This is a genomic window from Variovorax sp. YR634 (assembly GCF_900106655.1).
Taxonomy (GTDB): domain Bacteria; phylum Pseudomonadota; class Gammaproteobacteria; order Burkholderiales; family Burkholderiaceae_C; genus Variovorax.
This window is the reverse complement of the sequence record NZ_FNOL01000004.1, coordinates 300,704-317,839: the sequence shown is the minus strand read 5'-3', so window position 1 is coordinate 317,839 and position 17,136 is coordinate 300,704. Positions and strand designations below refer to the sequence as shown.

Annotated in this window: 12 protein-coding genes; 6 read left to right on the top strand and 6 right to left on the bottom strand. The window is 67.9% G+C overall.

The features are described 5' to 3' along the window. Positions 1-15 precede the first annotated feature (15 nt). Genes holA through leuS form a run of 3 tightly spaced genes read right to left on the bottom strand, consistent with a single transcriptional unit; the run spans position 16 to position 4,299 of the window. Positions 16-1,089, bottom strand: coding sequence for a DNA polymerase III subunit delta (gene holA, locus BLV60_RS10430; protein WP_093054020.1), 1,074 nt, complete (start codon positions 1,087-1,089; stop codon positions 16-18). Positions 1,090-1,117: 28 nt separating this feature from the next. Next, positions 1,118-1,657, bottom strand: coding sequence for an LPS-assembly lipoprotein LptE (lptE, locus tag BLV60_RS10425; protein ID WP_093054018.1), 540 nt, complete (start codon positions 1,655-1,657; stop codon positions 1,118-1,120). Between the two features lie 11 nt (positions 1,658-1,668). Continuing rightward, a complete protein-coding gene (gene leuS, locus BLV60_RS10420; RefSeq protein WP_093054016.1) occupies positions 1,669-4,299 on the bottom strand; it encodes a leucine--tRNA ligase in 2,631 nt (876 codons plus the stop codon). A gap of 161 nt (positions 4,300-4,460) precedes the next feature. Here leuS and BLV60_RS10415 point away from each other — a divergent pair, with 161 nt between their 5' ends. Together BLV60_RS10415 and BLV60_RS10410 are read left to right on the top strand one after the other, a co-directional pair. Beyond that, positions 4,461-5,438: a Bug family tripartite tricarboxylate transporter substrate binding protein gene (locus BLV60_RS10415; protein ID WP_093054014.1), complete on the top strand. Its 978-nt coding sequence runs from the start codon at positions 4,461-4,463 to the stop codon at positions 5,436-5,438. Then, on the top strand, positions 5,431-6,510 hold the full coding sequence (locus BLV60_RS10410; RefSeq protein WP_093054012.1) for an NAD/NADP octopine/nopaline dehydrogenase family protein: 1,080 nt from the start codon (positions 5,431-5,433) through the stop codon (positions 6,508-6,510). Before BLV60_RS10415 ends, BLV60_RS10410 begins: the two co-directional genes overlap by 8 nt. Here BLV60_RS10410 and BLV60_RS10405 read toward each other — a convergent pair. The 3 genes from BLV60_RS10405 to BLV60_RS10395 are packed head-to-tail and all read right to left on the bottom strand — an operon-like array spanning position 6,505 to position 9,071. Continuing rightward, positions 6,505-7,101, bottom strand: coding sequence for a peroxidase-related enzyme (locus BLV60_RS10405; protein ID WP_093054010.1), 597 nt, complete (start codon positions 7,099-7,101; stop codon positions 6,505-6,507). The genes BLV60_RS10410 and BLV60_RS10405 overlap by 6 nt on opposite strands. Further along, positions 7,098-7,610: a CMD domain-containing protein gene (locus tag BLV60_RS10400; protein ID WP_093054008.1), complete on the bottom strand. Its 513-nt coding sequence runs from the start codon at positions 7,608-7,610 to the stop codon at positions 7,098-7,100. The genes BLV60_RS10405 and BLV60_RS10400 overlap by 4 nt, the downstream gene beginning before the upstream one ends. Before the next feature lie 3 nt (positions 7,611-7,613). Beyond that, complete coding sequence (locus BLV60_RS10395; RefSeq protein WP_093054006.1) at positions 7,614-9,071, bottom strand: NAD(P)-binding domain-containing protein; 1,458 nt, start codon at positions 9,069-9,071, stop codon at positions 7,614-7,616. A 131-nt stretch (positions 9,072-9,202) separates the two neighbouring features. Here BLV60_RS10395 and BLV60_RS10390 point away from each other — a divergent pair, with 131 nt between their 5' ends. From BLV60_RS10390 to glgC, 4 genes are all read left to right on the top strand, one after another. Then, positions 9,203-10,870 (top strand): alpha-glucosidase, encoded by a 1,668-nt coding sequence (locus BLV60_RS10390; protein ID WP_093054004.1) that lies wholly within the window; start codon positions 9,203-9,205, stop codon positions 10,868-10,870. A gap of 5 nt (positions 10,871-10,875) precedes the next feature. Next, positions 10,876-13,047: a 1,4-alpha-glucan branching protein GlgB gene (glgB, locus tag BLV60_RS10385; RefSeq protein WP_093054002.1), complete on the top strand. Its 2,172-nt coding sequence runs from the start codon at positions 10,876-10,878 to the stop codon at positions 13,045-13,047. Positions 13,048-13,633: 586 nt separating this feature from the next. After that, positions 13,634-15,721: a glycogen debranching protein GlgX gene (gene glgX / locus BLV60_RS10375; protein ID WP_093054001.1), complete on the top strand. Its 2,088-nt coding sequence runs from the start codon at positions 13,634-13,636 to the stop codon at positions 15,719-15,721. Positions 15,722-15,812: 91 nt separating this feature from the next. After that, positions 15,813-17,120: a glucose-1-phosphate adenylyltransferase gene (gene glgC, locus BLV60_RS10370; protein ID WP_093053999.1), complete on the top strand. Its 1,308-nt coding sequence runs from the start codon at positions 15,813-15,815 to the stop codon at positions 17,118-17,120. Positions 17,121-17,136: the final 16 nt, after the last annotated feature.

The window sequence follows — 17,136 nt, the reverse complement described above, 5'->3', positions numbered from 1 at the left end:
TCGCGCCCAAGCGGATCAGGCGCGCCGAGGAGCGGTCGCCGCGCTGCTGCAGGCGCGGCACAGCATCAGCGCCAGCCGCTGCAGGGCCTGCCAGCCGCTAGCGGGCCAGTCGGGCTGCTTCAGCCCCTTCACGATGCCGTCCACCACATGCGCCGCACGCAGCAGCCGGGTCAGCATGCGGTCGTCCAGCCGCGGCAGCACGCGCTCGAAGGCGCGCTCACGCGGGCCCCAGATGCGGTTCTCGCGCAGCGCCATCGGCAGCGGGCGTCCCGAGGCCATGGCGTCCTTCACGCGCTTGAGCGCGCGGATGTCCTCGGCAATCGTGTAGTGCACCAGCACCTCGGCCTCGCCCTCGGCCTGCAGGCCATCGAGCATGCGCGCCACGCGCTGTGGATTACCGGCCAGCACGGCTTCGGACAGCTTGAACACGTCATAGCGCGCCACGTTGTTGACCGCGCCTTCGACCTGCTCCCAGCTCAGCTCGCCGGCCGGGTGCAGCAGCGCGAGCTTCTGGATTTCCTGGTGCGCGGCGAGCAGATTGCCCTCCACGCGATCGGCAAAGAACTGCAGCGTGCGCTGGCCTTCGTCGCCGGGCATCACGCGCTGGCCCTGCTGACCCAGGCGCTGCGCGATCCATTGCGGCAGCGCGCTGCGCTCGATCGGGTCGACCTGGATGCTCGCGCCGTTGTTCTCCAGCGCCGAGAACCAGGCGCCGGTGCGCGTGGCCTTGTCCAGCCGCGGCAGCATCACCAGCGTGAGCGTGCTGTCGTTGCCGGGCGCGGACTCGGCCATCTGCTGAAGGGCCGCGCTGCCGTCCTTGCCGGGCTTGCCCGAGGGGATGCGGATCTCGACGATCTGCTTGTCTGCGAACAGCGAGAGCGAGCCCCCGGCCGCGAGCACCGCGCTCCAGTCGAAGTGCGCGCCGGCCACGGTGTAAGAGCTGCGCTCGGTGTAACCCTGCGCGCGCGCGGCGGTGCGGATGGCGTCGGCCGCTTCCTGCGCGAGCAGCGGCTCGTCGCCGTGGATCGTGTAGAGCGGCTTCAGGCCCTTCTGCAGGTGGGCTCCGAGCTGGGCGCTGGCAAGTTGCATGGAAATGGAATGGCCGGAGCGCGCAGGCTCAGAGTTCCTTGACGGCCGCCAGGCGGCGCATCAGCTGCTGCGCGATGTCCGACTGCATGTCGCGGAACAGCAGGTCGGCTTCGCCTTCCTTGGCCAGCGCGTTGGTTTCGTTGAAGCTCAGGTCGCGCGTCTGCGAGACGTCGGTGGCCGGCAGCAGGTCTTTACCGCCCGGCGTGCGCAGGCGGAAGCGCACCTTCAACTGAAGCTGCAGCTCGCGCACCAAGCCGGCCGAGTTGGTCGAGATCACGATGCGGTTGCGGTCCTCGCTGAGGATCTCCAGCACCACGTCGGCGGCCGGCGACGAACCACCGGCGGTGGACGTGTCGGGCGTCACCAGAGTCACAGTGCCCGTCGCCCGCAGCTCGCGCCGGATCTGGTTGATCATGGCCGAGTTGCCCGACACCTGCAGCGTCTTGAACGCGAAGACAGGCGCCTTGCGCAGCTCGAAGCCGCAACCGGCCAGGCCGAGCGAAGCGCCCGCCGCCGTCAATCCGAGAAGAAAGCCGCGGCGCGGCAGCGAGACATTGCGAGTGTTCATGCTTGAGTCGTTCAAAGGACCACGTTGACCAGACGGCCGGGAACCACGATCACGCGCTTGGGCGGCGCGCCTTCGGCGAAGTTGACGAAATCGTCGCAGGCAAGCGCAAGCTTCTCGATCTCGTCCTTCGATGCGCCGGCCGGCACGCTGAGCTTGCCGCGCAGCTTGCCGTTGACCTGCAGCATGAGTTCGATCTCGTCCTGCACCAGCGCACCGACGTCGACCGCGGGCCAGGGCGCGTCGAGCAGGCCGCCCAGATCCTTGTCGTAGCCGAGTTCGTTCCACAGCTGCTGGGCGATGTGCGGCGTGGCCGGGTAGAGGCAGCGCAGCAGGATGCCGAAGCCCTCGCGCATCGCGGCCGCGTCGCCCGCGCTGCCGTCGGGCTTGAAGCCTTCCAGCGCGTTGAGCAGCTTCATCGCGCCCGACACCACCGTGTTGTATTGCATGCGCTGGTAGTCGTAGTCGATCTGGCGCAGCACGGTGTGCACCTCGCGGCGCAGCGCCTGTGCATTCTTGCCGTATGTTGGCGGCCCTCCCAGGGTCACAGGCTGTTCCGCCTGCGCCACGCCGAAATTCCACACCCGGCGCAGGAAGCGGTAGCTGCCTTCGACGGCCGCGTCGTTCCACTCGAGCGTGGCTTCGGGCGGCGCGGTGAACATCGTGTACAGGCGCGCGGTGTCGGCGCCGTATTTCTCGATCAGGTCCTGCGGGTCGACGCCGTTGCGTTCGCTCTTGCCCATCTTGCCGACGCCGCCGTACTCGACCTTCGTGCCGTCGGCGGTGGTGCCGCCGGTGATGCGGCCCTGCGCATCGAGCACCGTCGCGACTTCGCTGGGCGGGAAGTAGTCCTTGCCGCCCTTTTCATTGCGCTTGTAGAAGATGTGGTTGAGCACCATGCCCTGGGTGAGCAGCTTGCTGAAGGGCTCGTCGGCCTTCACGAGGCCAAGGTCGCGCATCACCTTGGTCCAGAAGCGCGCGTACAGCAGGTGAAGAATCGCGTGCTCGATGCCGCCGATGTACTGGTCCATCGGCATCCAGTAGTCGGCGCCGCCGGCCACCATCGCCTCTTCGTTCTTCGGGTCGCAGTAGCGCATGAAGTACCACGACGAATCGACGAAGGTGTCCATCGTGTCGGTCTCGCGCCGCGCGGGCTTGCCGCAGACGGGGCAGACCACGCCGGCGTGGAAGCCTTCGTGCTTGTGCAGCGGGTTGCCCGAGCCGTCCGGCACGCAGTCGGTGGGCAGCACCACGGGCAGGTCTTTCTCGGGCACCGGCACCGCGCCATGTTCGTCGCAATGGATGATCGGGATCGGCGTGCCCCAGTAGCGCTGGCGGCTCACGCCCCAGTCGCGCAGGCGCCAGGTGGTCTGCAGCTCGCCCAGGTCCTTCTGGCCCAGCGCATGCGCCACGGCGGCCACGGCCTCCTTGTACGACATGCCGCTGAAGTTGTCGGAATTGATGGTCACGCCGCGCTGCTTGTCGGCGTACCAGTCCTGCCACTTGTGATAGTCGAAGTGCGGCTCGTCGTCGACCAGCACCACCTGGATGATCTCGATGCCGTACTTGTTGGCGAAGGCGAAGTCGCGCTCGTCGTGCGCGGGCACGCCCATCACGGCGCCGTCGCCGTAGCCGATCAGCACGTAGTTGCCGACCCACACGGGCACCTGCTCCTCGGTGATCGGGTGCTTGACGGTCAGGCCCGTGGGCACGCCCTTCTTCTCTTGCGTGGCGAGTTCGGCCTCGGTGGTGCCGCCGCTCTTGCACTCCTCGATGAAGGCCGCGACCTTGGGGTCGAGCGTGGCGGCATGCGCGGCCAGCGGATGCTCGGGCGCCACGGCGCAGAAGGTCACGCCCATGATGGTGTCGGCGCGCGTGGTGAACACGTACATGCGGCCGTCCTGGATCAGCTTGCCGCTTGCGTCCTTGATGTCATGCGTGAAGGCGAAGCGCAGGCCCTCGCTCTTGCCGATCCAGTTTTCCTGCATCAGCTTGACGCGCTCGGGCCAGCCCGGCAGCTTGTGCTGGGTGTGTTCGAGCAGTTCCTCGGCGTAGTCGCTGATCTTCAGGTAGTAGCCCGGGATCTCGCGCCGCTCGACCGTGGCGCCGGTGCGCCAGCCCTTGCCGTCGATCACCTGCTCGTTGGCCAGCACGGTCTGGTCGACCGGGTCCCAGTTGACGACCTGGGTCTTGCGATAGGCAATGCCCTTTTCGAGCATCTTCAGGAACAGCCACTGGTTCCACTTGTAGTAGCTCGGGTCGCAGGTGGCGATCTCGCGGCTCCAGTCGATGGCCAGGCCCATGGCCTGGAGCTGGCCCTTCATGTAGGCGATGTTCTCGTAGGTCCACTTGGCCGGCGGCACGCCGTTCTTCAGCGCCGCGTTCTCGGCCGGCAGGCCGAAGGCGTCCCAGCCCATGGGCATCAGCACGTTGTAGCCGCTCATGCGCAGGTGGCGCGTGAGCATGTCGTTGATCGTGTAGTTGCGCACATGGCCCATGTGCAGCTTGCCGCTGGGGTACGGCAGCATCGAGCAGGCGTAGTACTTCTTGCGGCTCGTGTCCTCGGTGACGCGGTAGGCATCGGCGGCGCTCCATTGCGCCTGGGCAGCGGACTCGACGTCGCTGGGTTTGTAGCTGGGATTCATGGCGGTTCGGCAAGAGCCCGGCTCGGAGCGGCCGGGAACGCGGGATTATCGCGCCCGGGCGAAAGCCCCGGCCGGCAGACTCTAGACTCGGGGCACGTAACCTGCGTGTTGCGCGGGTAACGCCTGCCGTCCGACAGGTTTTTCGCACCGCCTGGAACACCATGAAACTGCGCCTGAAACACCTCGCCCTGGGCCTGGCGGCCGCCGCCGTCGGCCTCGCCGCCACGCCCCTGTGGGCCCAGCAGAACGACAAGCCCCTGCGCATCGTCGTGCCCTTCGCCACCGGCGGTGCGCAGGACGTGATCGCCCGCTACCTGGGCGCCAAGCTCACCGACAAGCTCGGCCAGCCCGTCATCATCGACAACAAGGCCGGCGCTGGCGGCATCGTGGCCGCCGACGCGGTGGCCAAGGCGACCGACGGTGCGACGGTGCTGCTGGCCACTGGCGGTGCGATCACGATCGCCCCCCACCTGCAGCCCAAGCTCCCCTACGACCCGGTGCACGAGCTGGTGCCGGTGGCCCTGGTGGCCGACACGCCGATGACGCTGTCCGTGCGCACCGAGAGCCCCTACAAGACGGTGGCCGACGTGCTGCGCGATGCCAAGGCCAAGCCGGGCCAGGTGACCTATGCCTCGACCGGCAACGGCACCGTGTCGCACCTGACCGGGGCACTGCTGGCGCAGGCGAGCGGCACGAACCTGCTGCACGTGCCCTACCGGGGCGCCGCACCGGCCATGACGGACCTGCTGGGCGGCCAGGTGGCCGCCATCGTCACCAGCGTGGCCTCGATCGAACCCATGGTCGCCAGCGGCAAGGCGCGCGTGCTCGGCACCTTCTCCCGGGTTTCCCTTCCCAGCATGGGTTCGGCCCCGACCATCGGCGAGGCCACCGGCCTGCCGGGAATGGAAGTGCCGGTCTGGGTCGGCGTGATGGCGCCGGCGCGCATGCCGGCGGCGAGCGTCGAGAAGCTGTCGGCGGCGCTGCTCGAGGTGTGCAACCTGCCGGAGACGAAGCAGCGCTTCGCCCAGTCGGGCGCGGTGAACACCTGTGGCGGCCCGGCTGCCCTGGGCAAGGTCGTGACGGAAGACAGCCAGCGCTGGGCGAAGGTGATCAAGCAGGGCGGGATCAAGGTTGACTGAGTTTTCGGGCAAGAAGTACCGCGTCGGCATCGCGGGCACCGGGGCAATCGCGCTGGCCAGCGCGGCTTGGCTGCGACAGGCGGGCCACGGCGTCACCGTGTGGTCGCCGGGTGGCCAGGGAGCAGAAGCCTTGCGCACGCAGGCACTGGAGGCCAGCGGCATCCAGTCGTTTTCAGTGACCGTCGAGGTTGCCGACGACGCGGCCGGACTGTGCGCGGCCTCGGATGTGCTGCTGCTGGCCCTGCCGGTCAACGGCCACAAGCGCGTGATGGATGCGCTCTTGCCCTCTCTGCGCGACGGCCAGACCGTGATCGTCAGCTCGATGGCCTCGCTGTCGTCGCTCTATCTCCATGAAGCAGCCCGCCGCGCCGGCCGGCAGATCACTGTCGCCAGCTTCGGCACGACCGTTCTGACCGCGCGCCGCGAATCGGGCACGCAGGTCAGGGTGATGACGCGACGCAAGGCCGTCGGCGTCTCCGCCCTGCCCGGCTCAAAAGTCGGCGAAGCCGTCACGCTGTGCACCGCCCTCTTCGGCGACGGCTTCTCCGCGCAGGACGGCGCCCTTGCCAGCGCCCTGGCCAACGTCAACCCGCAGTCGCACGGCCCGCTCGCGGTCTTCAACTGGACCCGCATCGAGCGCGCCGAGAACTGGCCGCAGTACCACTGCATGACGCCCGGCGTGTCGCGCGCGATCGAGGCACTTGACCAGGAACGCCGCGCCGTGGCGGCAGCCTTCGGCATCGAGCTCGGCCCCATCGAGGCGCACTTCGCGCGCTCCTTCGGCACCACGTCGGAAAAGCTCGAAGACATTGCCGCCGAACTGCACGCCAAGCGCGGCGGCCCGCCCGGCCCCACGCAGGTCGACACCCGCTACGTGACCGAGGACATGCCCTACGGCCTGGCGTTCGTCGAGGCGCTGGGCGCCATCGCCGGCGTGCCGACACCCGCGACGCGCACCATCGTGGAAGCAGCCTCGCTGGTCAACGGCGTCGACTTCCGCCGCGAGAACGATTTGCTCGAACCGCTGGGCCTGGCGAGCGAAACCGTCGCCGGGCTGCTCGCGCGCCTATGAACCGTCTGCTTCGGGGAACACCGGCTCCCCGAGGTTGAGCATCAGCCGGTTGGCCCAGGCGAAGATGGCAACCGAATGGATCAGGTCGAGTATTTCCAGCTCTGTCAGCCCGACCTCCTTCAACCCGCGCACGTCGTCGGCCGAGACCTTGTCGGGTTCCGCGCCAAGACGGATCGAAAACTCGACGATGGCCTTCTCGCGCGCCGTGGTGCCGGCGCCCGCCGGCTCCTCGAACACCTGCGAGATCACGTCGTTGCGCTTGGCCAGCTGCTCGAAGCGCTGCGCATGCACCGAGGCGCAGTACACGCAACCGTTGACGCGCGACTCCACCGTGGCACCCAGCTCGCGCTCGGCGCGCGGCATGCCGCCCGGCGCGAACATGATCGCGTTGAAGGCAATCGAGCGCTGCAGCAGTATCTCGGGCTGATGCGCCAGCACCAGAAAGTACGGCGACGTGCGCGCCTGCGGGCTCATCTCGTCGAGCGCCGCCAGTTGCGCCGGCGTGGCGGTGTCGACGTTCACCGTGTCGAGCCACGGCTTCCACTTCAGCACCTCGTTGGTGAAGCCCTTGATGCGGATCGGGGCCGTCATGCCGCCACCTCCACCGCTGCCAGCGCCTTCAGCCCCGCGGCGACGCGGATCTGGTACGACAGGAAGGCGATCAGCTGGCTCATCGCCACGATGGCGGGCGTCGACAGACCGCTGTCGACCAGCGACTGCACAGCCGCCTTGTCGCCCTCGATGGGGCGTTCGATCAGCTTGCCGGTGAAGGCCAGCACGGCCTGCAGGCGCGCATCGGCCACGGGCTTGCCGGCGTCCACCGCCGCCGTCAGGGCGCTGTCCGCGCCTTCGGCCGCCAGCCGGTCGCGGTAATGCGCGGCAAGGCTGTCCGCCTTCGACACGCGGCAGGCATGCAGCGCCACCAGCAGCCGCTCGCTCACTGACAGGCCTTCGACGGCCGGGGAAAACATCGCGTCGTAGCTGCCTTGCGTCGCGGCGACGACCTTGTCGCGCTGGCGCCGCAGCGCCCAGGTGGGGTGGTCTGGCGCCAGCGGGACGGCGGCATCGATCACATCGGAAGTGGGAGTGCTGGTTGTCATGGTTCAGTTTCTTTCCTGAGGCGGCAGCGCGGGCGTCCATTCGTCGCCGAAGAGTTCCGGCTCGGCGTAGGCCTCGAGGTTGGCGTAGTGGTGGTCGAAGTCTTCGCGGTAGAACAGGCTGGCGATGCCGCTCGCCAGCCGCTTGGCGCCGTCGCTGATGGCCGGGATGTCGCCCGACACCGTGCCGTGCGACAGCGCCGCCGGGTAGCAGAAGCAGTGGATGCGCCCGAGCCCCGGGCATTCGCCCGGCAGGCGCTCCTGGAATTCGAAGACCGGCCCGAGGTCGGGCGAGTCGGCCAGTTCCTGGTCTTCGTCGCCGGGAGCGGGCACGAAGCGGTCTTTCCAGGTGCGCACCTGGGCGGCGATGCCGTCGAACTCGGGGCGGTTCGGCCAGTCGACCTTGAAGCCGGTCGAGACGATGAGGAAGTCGAATTCGAAGTCGCCCTTCGGCGTCGACACGCGCATCGAATCGCCCTTCGGCTCGATGGCCAGGATCGGGCAGTCGAAGTTGAAGAAGGCATTGGCGTGCCCCGACACCCGCAGCGTGCTGCCGTGCGGCGGCGGCACGTTCGCCACGTTGATGTAGTGGCGGATGCGCCACTTGAGTTCGTCGGGCAGGTCGTAGTGGCCCTGCGTGAGCCCCGGCACGCCCGCGCCCTTGCCCTTGTTGACGCGCGGCAGGTCGGGCCGGCGGATCAGCAGCTCGACGCTGTGCGCACCGGCCTCCAGCGCGGTGCCTGCACTGTCCATGGCCGAAGAGCCCGCGCCGACCACGCCCACGCGCAGGCCCTTGAGCCGGCCGTAGTCCATCTCGTCGGAGGAGTGCGCCCACTTCGAGCGCGGCAGCGCGTTGACGAAAGCGGGAATGGCCGGCCCGCCCAGACCGTCTCGCCCGGTGGCGAGGACGACCCGGCGCGCCGGCACGCTGCGTTCGCCTTGCGGCGTGCGCAGGTCGAGGCGCACGCCGGTGGCGTCGGGCAAAGGATGAATGCCGGTCACGGCCGTGTCGTTGCGTACGTCCACGCCCATCACGCGGCGGTACCAGACCAGATAGTCCATCCACTGCAGGCGCGGGATCTTGTCCATCGCCGTCCAGGCCTCCAGCCCGAACTGGGCCTCGAACCACGCACGGAAGGTGAGCGACGGCAGGCCCAGCGCGGGACCGGTGAGCTCCTTGGGCGAGCGCAGCGTCTCCATGCGCGCCGTGGTCGCCCAGGGGCCTTCGCTGCCTGCGGGCGAGCGGTCGAACACCACCGCGCGAATGCCCAATTGCGCCAGCGCGACCGAGGCAGCCAGGCCGGCCTGCCCGCCGCCGATGACGGCCACGTCGAGCACCGGTTCACCGCCGACTTGCCGCGCGGGCATCCAGTTGCGCCCGGGCCAGCCGAGGTATTCGAGGTCCTGGGCAAGCCGCGCTTCGAGCGCGGCGAGGGAAGAAGAGGCGGAATCTGATGTCGTCATTTTGAAAAGCGGGAGCGGCGCCCAGTGTAGAAAGCTTCACGGGTCTTCGCGCCATGCACCGCCGCCCCGCACCTGCGTATCACTGGCCCGAATTTCGCATGCCACAATGATTTCAGACCACAGGGACCGGCATGGGCAGCAATACCGACAGCAGCGAATGGTGGCGCGGTGCGGTGATCTACCAGATCTACCCGCGCAGCTTCATGGACAGCGACGGCGACGGCATCGGCGACCTGCCGGGCATCACGTCCCGGCTCGAGCACGTGGCCAGCCTCGGCGTCGACGCCATCTGGGTTTCTCCTTTCTTCCGTTCGCCGATGAAGGACTTCGGCTACGACGTGGCCGATTACCGCGCCGTAGACCCGATGTTCGGCACGCTGGCCGACTTCGACGCCATGCTGGCGCGGATGCACGAACTGGGCCTGAAGCTCGTCATCGACCAGGTGTTGTCGCACACGTCCGACCAGCACGCCTGGTTCGCCGAGAGCCGCTCGAGCCGCGACAACCCCAAGGCCGACTGGTACGTGTGGGCCGACCCCAAGCCCGACGGCACGCCGCCCACCAACTGGCTGTCGGTGTTCGGCGGCTCGGCCTGGCAGTGGGATTCGCGCCGGCGGCAGTACTACCTGCACAGCTTCCTGGCGGAGCAGCCCGACCTCAACTTCCATTGCCCCGAAGTGCAGGAGGCGCTGCTGGGCGAGGTGCGCTTCTGGTGCGAGCGCGGCGTGGACGGCTTTCGCTTCGACGCCTGCAACCACCAGTTTCACGACGCGCAGCTGCGCGACAACCCGCCGGCCTCGCTGGCCTCGATAGGCGAAGTCAGCACGGTGCGCGCCGACAACCCCTATGCGATGCAGCAGCATCTGTACGACAAGAGCCAGCACGAGAACCTGGCGTTCCTCGAGAGCCTGCGCCGGCTGCTCGACGGCTACGGCGCGGTGGCGCTGGGCGAGGTCGGCGACGAAAACGCGCCGCCCGTCATGGCGCAATACACCGATCGCGGCAAGCGGCTGCACCAGGCCTACAGCTTCAGCCTGCTGACGGCCGACCACAGTCCCAAGCACCTGCGCCACCAGGTCGAAGCCCTTGACGAAGCACTCGAACCCACGAACGGCTGGGGCTGCTGGGCGATGTCGAACCACGACGTGCCGCGCGTCGCCACGCGCTGGAGCGACGGCGGCGCACCCGACACGTGCCGCGACCGGCTCTGGCTGACGCTGCTGCTGGCGCTGCGCGGCAGCGCGAGCATCTACCAGGGCGAGGAACTGGGCCTGCCCGAGGCCGAAGTGCCGTTCGAACTGCTGCAAGACCCGTACGGCCGCGCTTTCTGGCCCGAGTTCAAGGGCCGTGACGGCTGCCGCACACCGATGCCATGGACCGCCGAGGCGCCGAATGGCGGCTTCACCACCGGCGCGCCCTGGCTGCCGGTGTACGGCGCCCACCTGCCGCTGGCCGTCGAACGACAGGCCGCGGACCCTGGGTCGATGCTGGCCTTCAGCCGTAAGCTGCTGCACTGGCGGCGCACGCAACCGCTGCTGCGCACCGGTGGCATCCGCTTCGTCGACGCACCCGAGCCACTGCTGCACTTCGAGCGACGCGACGGAAAACTCTCGCTGCGGGCGGTCTTCAACTTAGGGAGCGAGCCGGTATCGATGCCGCTGCCCGACGGGCTGATGCCTCTCGTCGGACAGCCGCTTGAGCACACCGCCGTCATGCAGACCGTGGATGAAAAGCGCATGCTGACGCTGGCGCCGTACGGCGTCTTCTTAGGCACACCCGCCGTTGAAGGACGAAGCTGACCACCATGCCCTTGAAGCCGCTGCCCGAGTCCGAAGTCCATGCGCTGATGCGCGCGGAGCACGGCGATCCGTTTGCCGTGCTGGGCCCGCACGAGAGGCCCGAGGGCCTGGAAGTGCGCGCGCTGCTACCCGGCGCGCAGCGCGTGGCCGTAGTGCATTCGCGCACCGGCTGGCCGCTGGCCATCCTCGCGCGGCACGAAGGCTCGGACCTGTTCAGCGGGCTGGTTCCGGCGGCCGAAGCCCGCATGGGCTACTCGTTCCAGGTCGACTGGGAGGCGCACACCTCGCGGCTGGAAGACCCGTATCGCTTTCCGTTCGTGCTCGGCGAAACCGATGTTTGGCTGCTGGCCGAAGGCACGCACCTGCGGCCGTGGGAGCGGCTGGGCGCGCACATCCGCGAGATGGACGGCGTGAAGGGCGTGGCCTTCGCAGTCTGGGCGCCGAATGCGCGGCGCGTGTCGGTGGTCGGCAACTTCAACAACTGGGACGGCCGGCGCCACATGATGCGGCTGCGCCGCGAGTGCGGCGTGTGGGAGATCTTCGCGCCGCACGTGACCGTCGGCGACAGCTACGAGTTCGAGATCCTGTCGGCGCAGGGCGAGGTGCTGCGCAAGGCCGATCCCTTCGCGTTCTCGTCGCAGCTGCGGCCCGACACGGCCTGCGTGGTGCAGCCCCTGCCCGCGCCGGTGAAGATGCCCGAAGGCCGTGCCTCCGCAAACGAGCGCCACGCGCCGATCAGCATCTACGAAGTGCACCTGGGCTCGTGGCGCCGCAAGAACGGTCACGAATGGCTGGACTACCGCGACCTGGCCGACACGCTGGTGCCCTACGTGCGCGACCTGGGCTTCACGCACATCGAGCTGCTGCCGATCACCGAGCACCCCTTCGACGGCTCGTGGGGCTACCAGCCGATCGGCCTGTACGCGCCGACCTCGCGCTTCGGCACGCCGGGCGACTTCCGGCATTTCGTCGAGGCCGCGCATGCGGCCGGGCTGGGCGTGATCCTCGACTGGGTGCCCGCGCACTTCCCGACCGATTCGCACGGCCTCGGCCGCTTCGACGGCACGGCGCTGTATGAGTACGCCGACCCGCGCGAGGGCTTCCACAACGACTGGCAGACGCTGATCTTCAACTACGCCCGCACGGAGGTGCGCAACTACCTGGTCGGCAATGCGCTGTACTGGCTGGAGCGCTACGGCGTGGACGGCCTGCGCGTGGATGCGGTGGCTTCGATGCTGTACCGCGACTACAGCCGCAAGGCCGGCGAGTGGGTGCCGAACGTGCTTGGCGGACGCGAGAACCTGGAGGCCATCGACTTCCTGCGGCGCATGAACCGCGTGGTGGGTATTGAGCGGCCTGGGGCGGTGACGCTGGCCGAGGAGTCGACGAGCTTCCCCGGCGTGACCCGTCCGCCGGAAGACGGCGGGCTGGGGTTTCACTACAAGTGGAACATGGGCTGGATGAACGACACGCTGTCGTATGCGGGCACGGACCCGGTCTATCGCAAGCACCATCACCAGCAGATCACCTTCGGGCTGATGTACGCGCACAGCGAGAACTTCGTGCTGCCGCTGTCGCATGACGAGGTGGTGCATGGCAAGGGCTCGCTGATCGGGCGCATGCCCGGGGACGAGTGGCAGAGGTTTGCTGGCCTGCGCAACCTGTACGGGTACCTCTGGGCGTATCCCGGCAAGAAGTTGTTGTTCATGGGCGGGGAGTTCGCGCAGTACGCGGAGTGGAATGCGGACCGCGGCCTGGACTGGCATCTGCTGGAGCATGCCTCTCATCAGGGAGTGCGGCGGCTGGTGCGCGACTTGAACAACGTGTATCGGCACTTTCCTGCGTTGCACGAGCTTGACCATGACGGGGCGGGGTTCGAGTGGATCGTGCATGACGATGCGGATCAGTCGGTGTTTGCGTTCGTGCGGCGGGGGCGGGATGGGGCGTTTGTTGTGGCTGTTTGCAACTTCACGCCTGTGCCTCGGCATGGGTATCGGTTGGGGGTTCCTGCTTCGGGTTCCTACCGGGAGGTCATCAATACGGATGGGGCGGTTTATGGGGGGAGTGGGGTTGGCAATGGGATTGTCGAAAGCGCTCCTGTTGCTTGGCATGGGAAGGCGGATTCGATCTCGATCAGCGTGCCTCCGTTGGCTACTGTGATGTGGGTGTTGGCTTGAAAGCTTGTGACTTGGTTTGCTTCCCGGAGCCGGGTCTCGGCCCGGCGGCCGACCTACTTTTCTTTGCTTCGCCAAAGAAAAGTAGGCAAAAGAAAGGCGACCCTGCTGTCTGCGTCCCTCCGCTTCGCTACGGGCAACCTGCGGTGCTCGACGTAGACGGGGGTCCGCAGAACTCGCTTCGCTCAAACAGCTGCGGCCCTGATCCCGTCTACGTCTGCGCTCCTCGGCGCAGCCAGAAGGGATTGGGGAACCCAGCAGGCCATCGCTTCGCTCGGCCCCCGAACATCCAACAGCCAATACCAAGCCGAGCGAAGCAAAGGCCCGTTCCGTCTCCCCTCCCCTCTGGCTGCGCCGAGGAGCGCAGCGTTTCGCGGATCAGGGCTCGCCCTTGTCTGAGCGAAGCGAGTTTGGGCGAGACCCCGCGAAACGCGAGCACCACAGGTTGCCCCTTCGCAAAGCGAAGGGGTCGCAGACAGTGGGGTCGCCTTTTCTTTGGCTACTTTCTTTTGGCGAAGCAAAAGAAAGTAGCTCGCCCGCCGGGGCGAGTCCCGGCCCCGGAAAGCAAACCCACCCAAAGGCCAGCCAAATGCTGAGCCCAGGCACCCCCTTCCCCTTGGGCGCAACACCTTCACCACAAGGCGTGAACTTCGCCTTGGCAGCCCCGACAGCAGAAGCAGTAGAACTCTGCATCTTCGACACCACAGGCAAAAACGAACAACAACGCCTGAAACTGCCAACACAAACAAACGGCATCTGGCACGGCCACCTCCCCAGCGCATCTCCAGGCCTGGTCTACGGCTACCGAGTCCACGGCCCCTGGTCCCCTCAAGAGGGAACCCGCTTCAACCCAGTCAAGCTGCTGCTCGATCCCTACGCCAAAGAGATCGTGGGCAACTACGACGGCAGCGACATCTTCCTGGGCCACGACCCAACGAATCCAGACAAGAGAGACACCCGAGACAACGCCGCAGTCGCCCTCAAGGCCCGGGTAGCTGCACCCGGTCCGGCACCAGCAGCCACTCCCGGCCACGCTCGCATCGCAGCAGGCGACCGAGTCCTCTACGAGCTGCACGTAAAAGGCCAGACAAAGCTCCACCCCGCCGTCCCCGCAGCCCTGAGAGGTACCTACGCCGGCCTGGCGGAACCCGCCGTACTCGACCACCTCCAGGCCCTGGGCATCACAACCCTGAGCCTCATGCCCGTCCAGCACCGAGCAGACGAGCAGCGCCTGCAGCACATGGGCCTGAGCAACTACTGGGGCTACACCACTATCGGCTGGTTCGCCCCCGAAGCCCGCTACTGGAGCGGCCGCCCCGGCACCACCCCCGCCGGCGAATTCCGCGCCATGGCCGACGCCATCCACGCGCGCGGCATGGAACTGGTGATAGACGTCGTCTACAACCACAGCGCCGAAACCGACGAGCTCGGCCCCACGCTCTCGTTGCGCGGCATCGACAACGCCCTTTACTACCACCTGCGCCCCGACGACCGCGCCCTCTACGAGAACTGGACCGGTTGCGGCAACTGCCTCAACCTCGGCGAGCCGCGCGTGCTGCAGCTGGTGATGGACAGCCTGCGCTTCTGGGCCTGCGAGATGGGCGTGGACGGCTTCCGCTTCGATCTCGCCCCGGTGCTCGGGCGCGATGCACAACGGGGGTTCGATGCGCGCGCGCCCTTCTTCGCCGCCATCGCCCAGGACCCGGTGCTCTCGCGCACGCTGCTCATTGCCGAGCCATGGGACATCGGCCCGGGCGGCTATCGCCTGGGCGAGTTCCCGCCCGGCTGGCTCGAATGGAACGACCGCTACCGCGACACGCAGCGTGGCTTCTGGCTGCGGCAGGTCCACGACGACAGGGCGAGCCTCGGCGACTTCGCCCATCGCTTCACGGCCTCCAGTACCCAGTTTGCGCACAACGGCCGCGCGCCGACCGGGAGCGTCAACTTCGTCACCGCGCACGACGGCTTCACGCTGCGCGACCTCGTGAGCTACAACGAGCGCCACAACCTCGCCAACGGCGAGGACAACCGCGACGGCCACGGCCACAACATGAGCAACAACTGCGGCGTCGAGGGCCCGAGCGACGACCCCGCCGTGCTGGCATTGCGCATCCGCCTGCAGCGCGCGCTGCTCGCCACGCTGATGCTGTCCCAGGGCACGCCCATGCTGCTGGCCGGCGACGAGCTCGGCCACAGCCAGCAGGGCAACAACAACGCCTACTGCCAGGACAACGAAACCACCTGGCTCGCATGGATCGGCGCGTCCGCCCCCGGCAGCGACGCCGCCCGCATGAGCGCCTTCGTGGCGCGCCTGGCCGCCTTGCGCCGCGAGGCCCCGGCCCTGCGCAGCACCCGCTGGTGGCCGGCCGAAGCGCCGCAGGGCACGCCACCGGGCATCCGGTGGCTGCGCCCCGACGGCGAACCGATGACGCCCGCCGACTGGAACAGCACGGGCACGGCCCTTGCGATCCTCTTTGGCGATGGCACCGACGACAACAGCAGCGCGTGGCTGGTGATGGTGAACGCAGGTCCGCAGACCGTGTCCTTCACGCTGCCCGCGGGTACGTGGCGCCTGAGCCTTTCCACCGATCCCGGGCACGACCCGGGCGAGGTGGGCCAACCGCTCGGCGACACGGCACAAGTGCCTTTTTCAAGCATCGGGATTGCAAGAACGTAGGAGCCAGGCGCACGGCGCGGTGCTAGTCTCGATGCAGAAACTCTGACGACGAATTCCAACAAGCGAATAGACGAACGAACGGAGACACAGGATGGACAACCTCACACCGCAAGCGCACCCGCAGCAGGAGCTGCAGGCCCATCAACTGGTACGCCGCACCATCGCCCTGGTGCTGGCCGGCGGGCGCGGCTCCCGCCTCAAGCAGCTGACCGACCGGCGCGCCAAGCCGGCCGTGTACTTCGGCGGCAAGTTCCGCATCATCGACTTCGCGCTGTCCAACTGCCTGAACTCGGGCATCCGGCGCATGGCGGTGGTCACGCAGTACAAGTCGCACTCGCTCATGCGCCACCTGCAGCGCGGCTGGAGCTTCTTGCGCGCCGAGCTCAACGAGATGGTCGACGTGCTGCCCGCGCAGCAGCGCGTGGGCGACGAGCACTGGTACCGCGGCACGGCCGATGCGGTGTTCCAGAACCTCGACATCATCCAGACCCGCTCGACCAAGCACGACTACGTGGTGGTACTTGCCGGCGATCACATCTACAAGATGGACTACTCGATCATGGTGAAGGACCACGCCGAGCACGGCCTGGGCTGCACGGTCGGCTGCATCGAGGTACCGCGCATGGAAGCCACGGCCTTCGGCGTGATGGCCATCGACGACGGCCGCCAGATCACTGCCTTCCTGGAAAAGCCCGCCGATCCGCCCGCCATGCCCGGCCACCCCGACGTGGCGCTGGCGAGCATGGGCATCTACGTGTTCGACTCCGAGTACCTCTACCAGCTGCTCGAAGAAGACAGCGTCAACCCCGATTCGAGCCACGATTTCGGCAAGGACATCATTCCCCGCGCCGTGGCCCAGGGCCGCGCGCTAGCCCATCCTTTCGGCATGTCGTGCGTCACGCGGGCCTCGCGCGGACCCGACGCCAAGGCCTACTGGCGCGACGTGGGCACGATTGATGCATTCTGGGCAGCCAACCTCGATCTGGCCTCCATCACCCCGGAGCTCGACATCTATGACACGGACTGGCCCATCTGGACCTACCAGCGGCAGCTGCCACCGGCCAAGTTCGTGCTCGACCGGCACGGCCAGCACGGCATGACGGTCAACACCATCGTCTCGGGCGGCTGCATCGTCTCGGGCTCCAAGGTCAGCAGCTCGGTGCTGTTCTCGGGCGTGCGCATCCATTCCTTCTGCGAGATCAACGAGGCCGTGCTGCTGCCCGACGTGGAAGTCGGCCGCGGCGCCCGGCTCAACCGGGTGGTGATCGACCGCGCCTGCGTCATACCCGACGACATGGTGATCGGCGAAGATGCCGCGGCCGACGCCGCCCGCTTCGAGCGTACCGAGAACGGCGTGGTGCTCGTGACACGCGAGATGCTCAAACGACTGGCCGCCTGAGGCCACAACGCCCCAC

Coding starts and splice junctions, on each gene's coding strand:
- holA (WP_093054020.1), bottom strand. CDS start 1,089: ATGCAACTTGCCAGCGCCCAGCTCGGAGCCCACCTGCAGAAGGGCCTG.
- lptE (WP_093054018.1), bottom strand. CDS start 1,657: ATGAACACTCGCAATGTCTCGCTGCCGCGCCGCGGCTTTCTTCTCGGA.
- BLV60_RS10415 (WP_093054014.1), top strand. CDS start 4,461: ATGAAACTGCGCCTGAAACACCTCGCCCTGGGCCTGGCGGCCGCCGCC.
- BLV60_RS10400 (WP_093054008.1), bottom strand. CDS start 7,610: ATGACAACCAGCACTCCCACTTCCGATGTGATCGATGCCGCCGTCCCG.
- glgB (WP_093054002.1), top strand. CDS start 10,876: ATGCCCTTGAAGCCGCTGCCCGAGTCCGAAGTCCATGCGCTGATGCGC.
- glgC (WP_093053999.1), top strand. CDS start 15,813: ATGGACAACCTCACACCGCAAGCGCACCCGCAGCAGGAGCTGCAGGCC.
- BLV60_RS10390 (WP_093054004.1), top strand. CDS start 9,203: ATGGGCAGCAATACCGACAGCAGCGAATGGTGGCGCGGTGCGGTGATC.
- BLV60_RS10405 (WP_093054010.1), bottom strand. CDS start 7,101: ATGACGGCCCCGATCCGCATCAAGGGCTTCACCAACGAGGTGCTGAAG.
- glgX (WP_093054001.1), top strand. CDS start 13,634: ATGCTGAGCCCAGGCACCCCCTTCCCCTTGGGCGCAACACCTTCACCA.
- BLV60_RS10395 (WP_093054006.1), bottom strand. CDS start 9,071: ATGACGACATCAGATTCCGCCTCTTCTTCCCTCGCCGCGCTCGAAGCG.
- leuS (WP_093054016.1), bottom strand. CDS start 4,299: ATGAATCCCAGCTACAAACCCAGCGACGTCGAGTCCGCTGCCCAGGCG.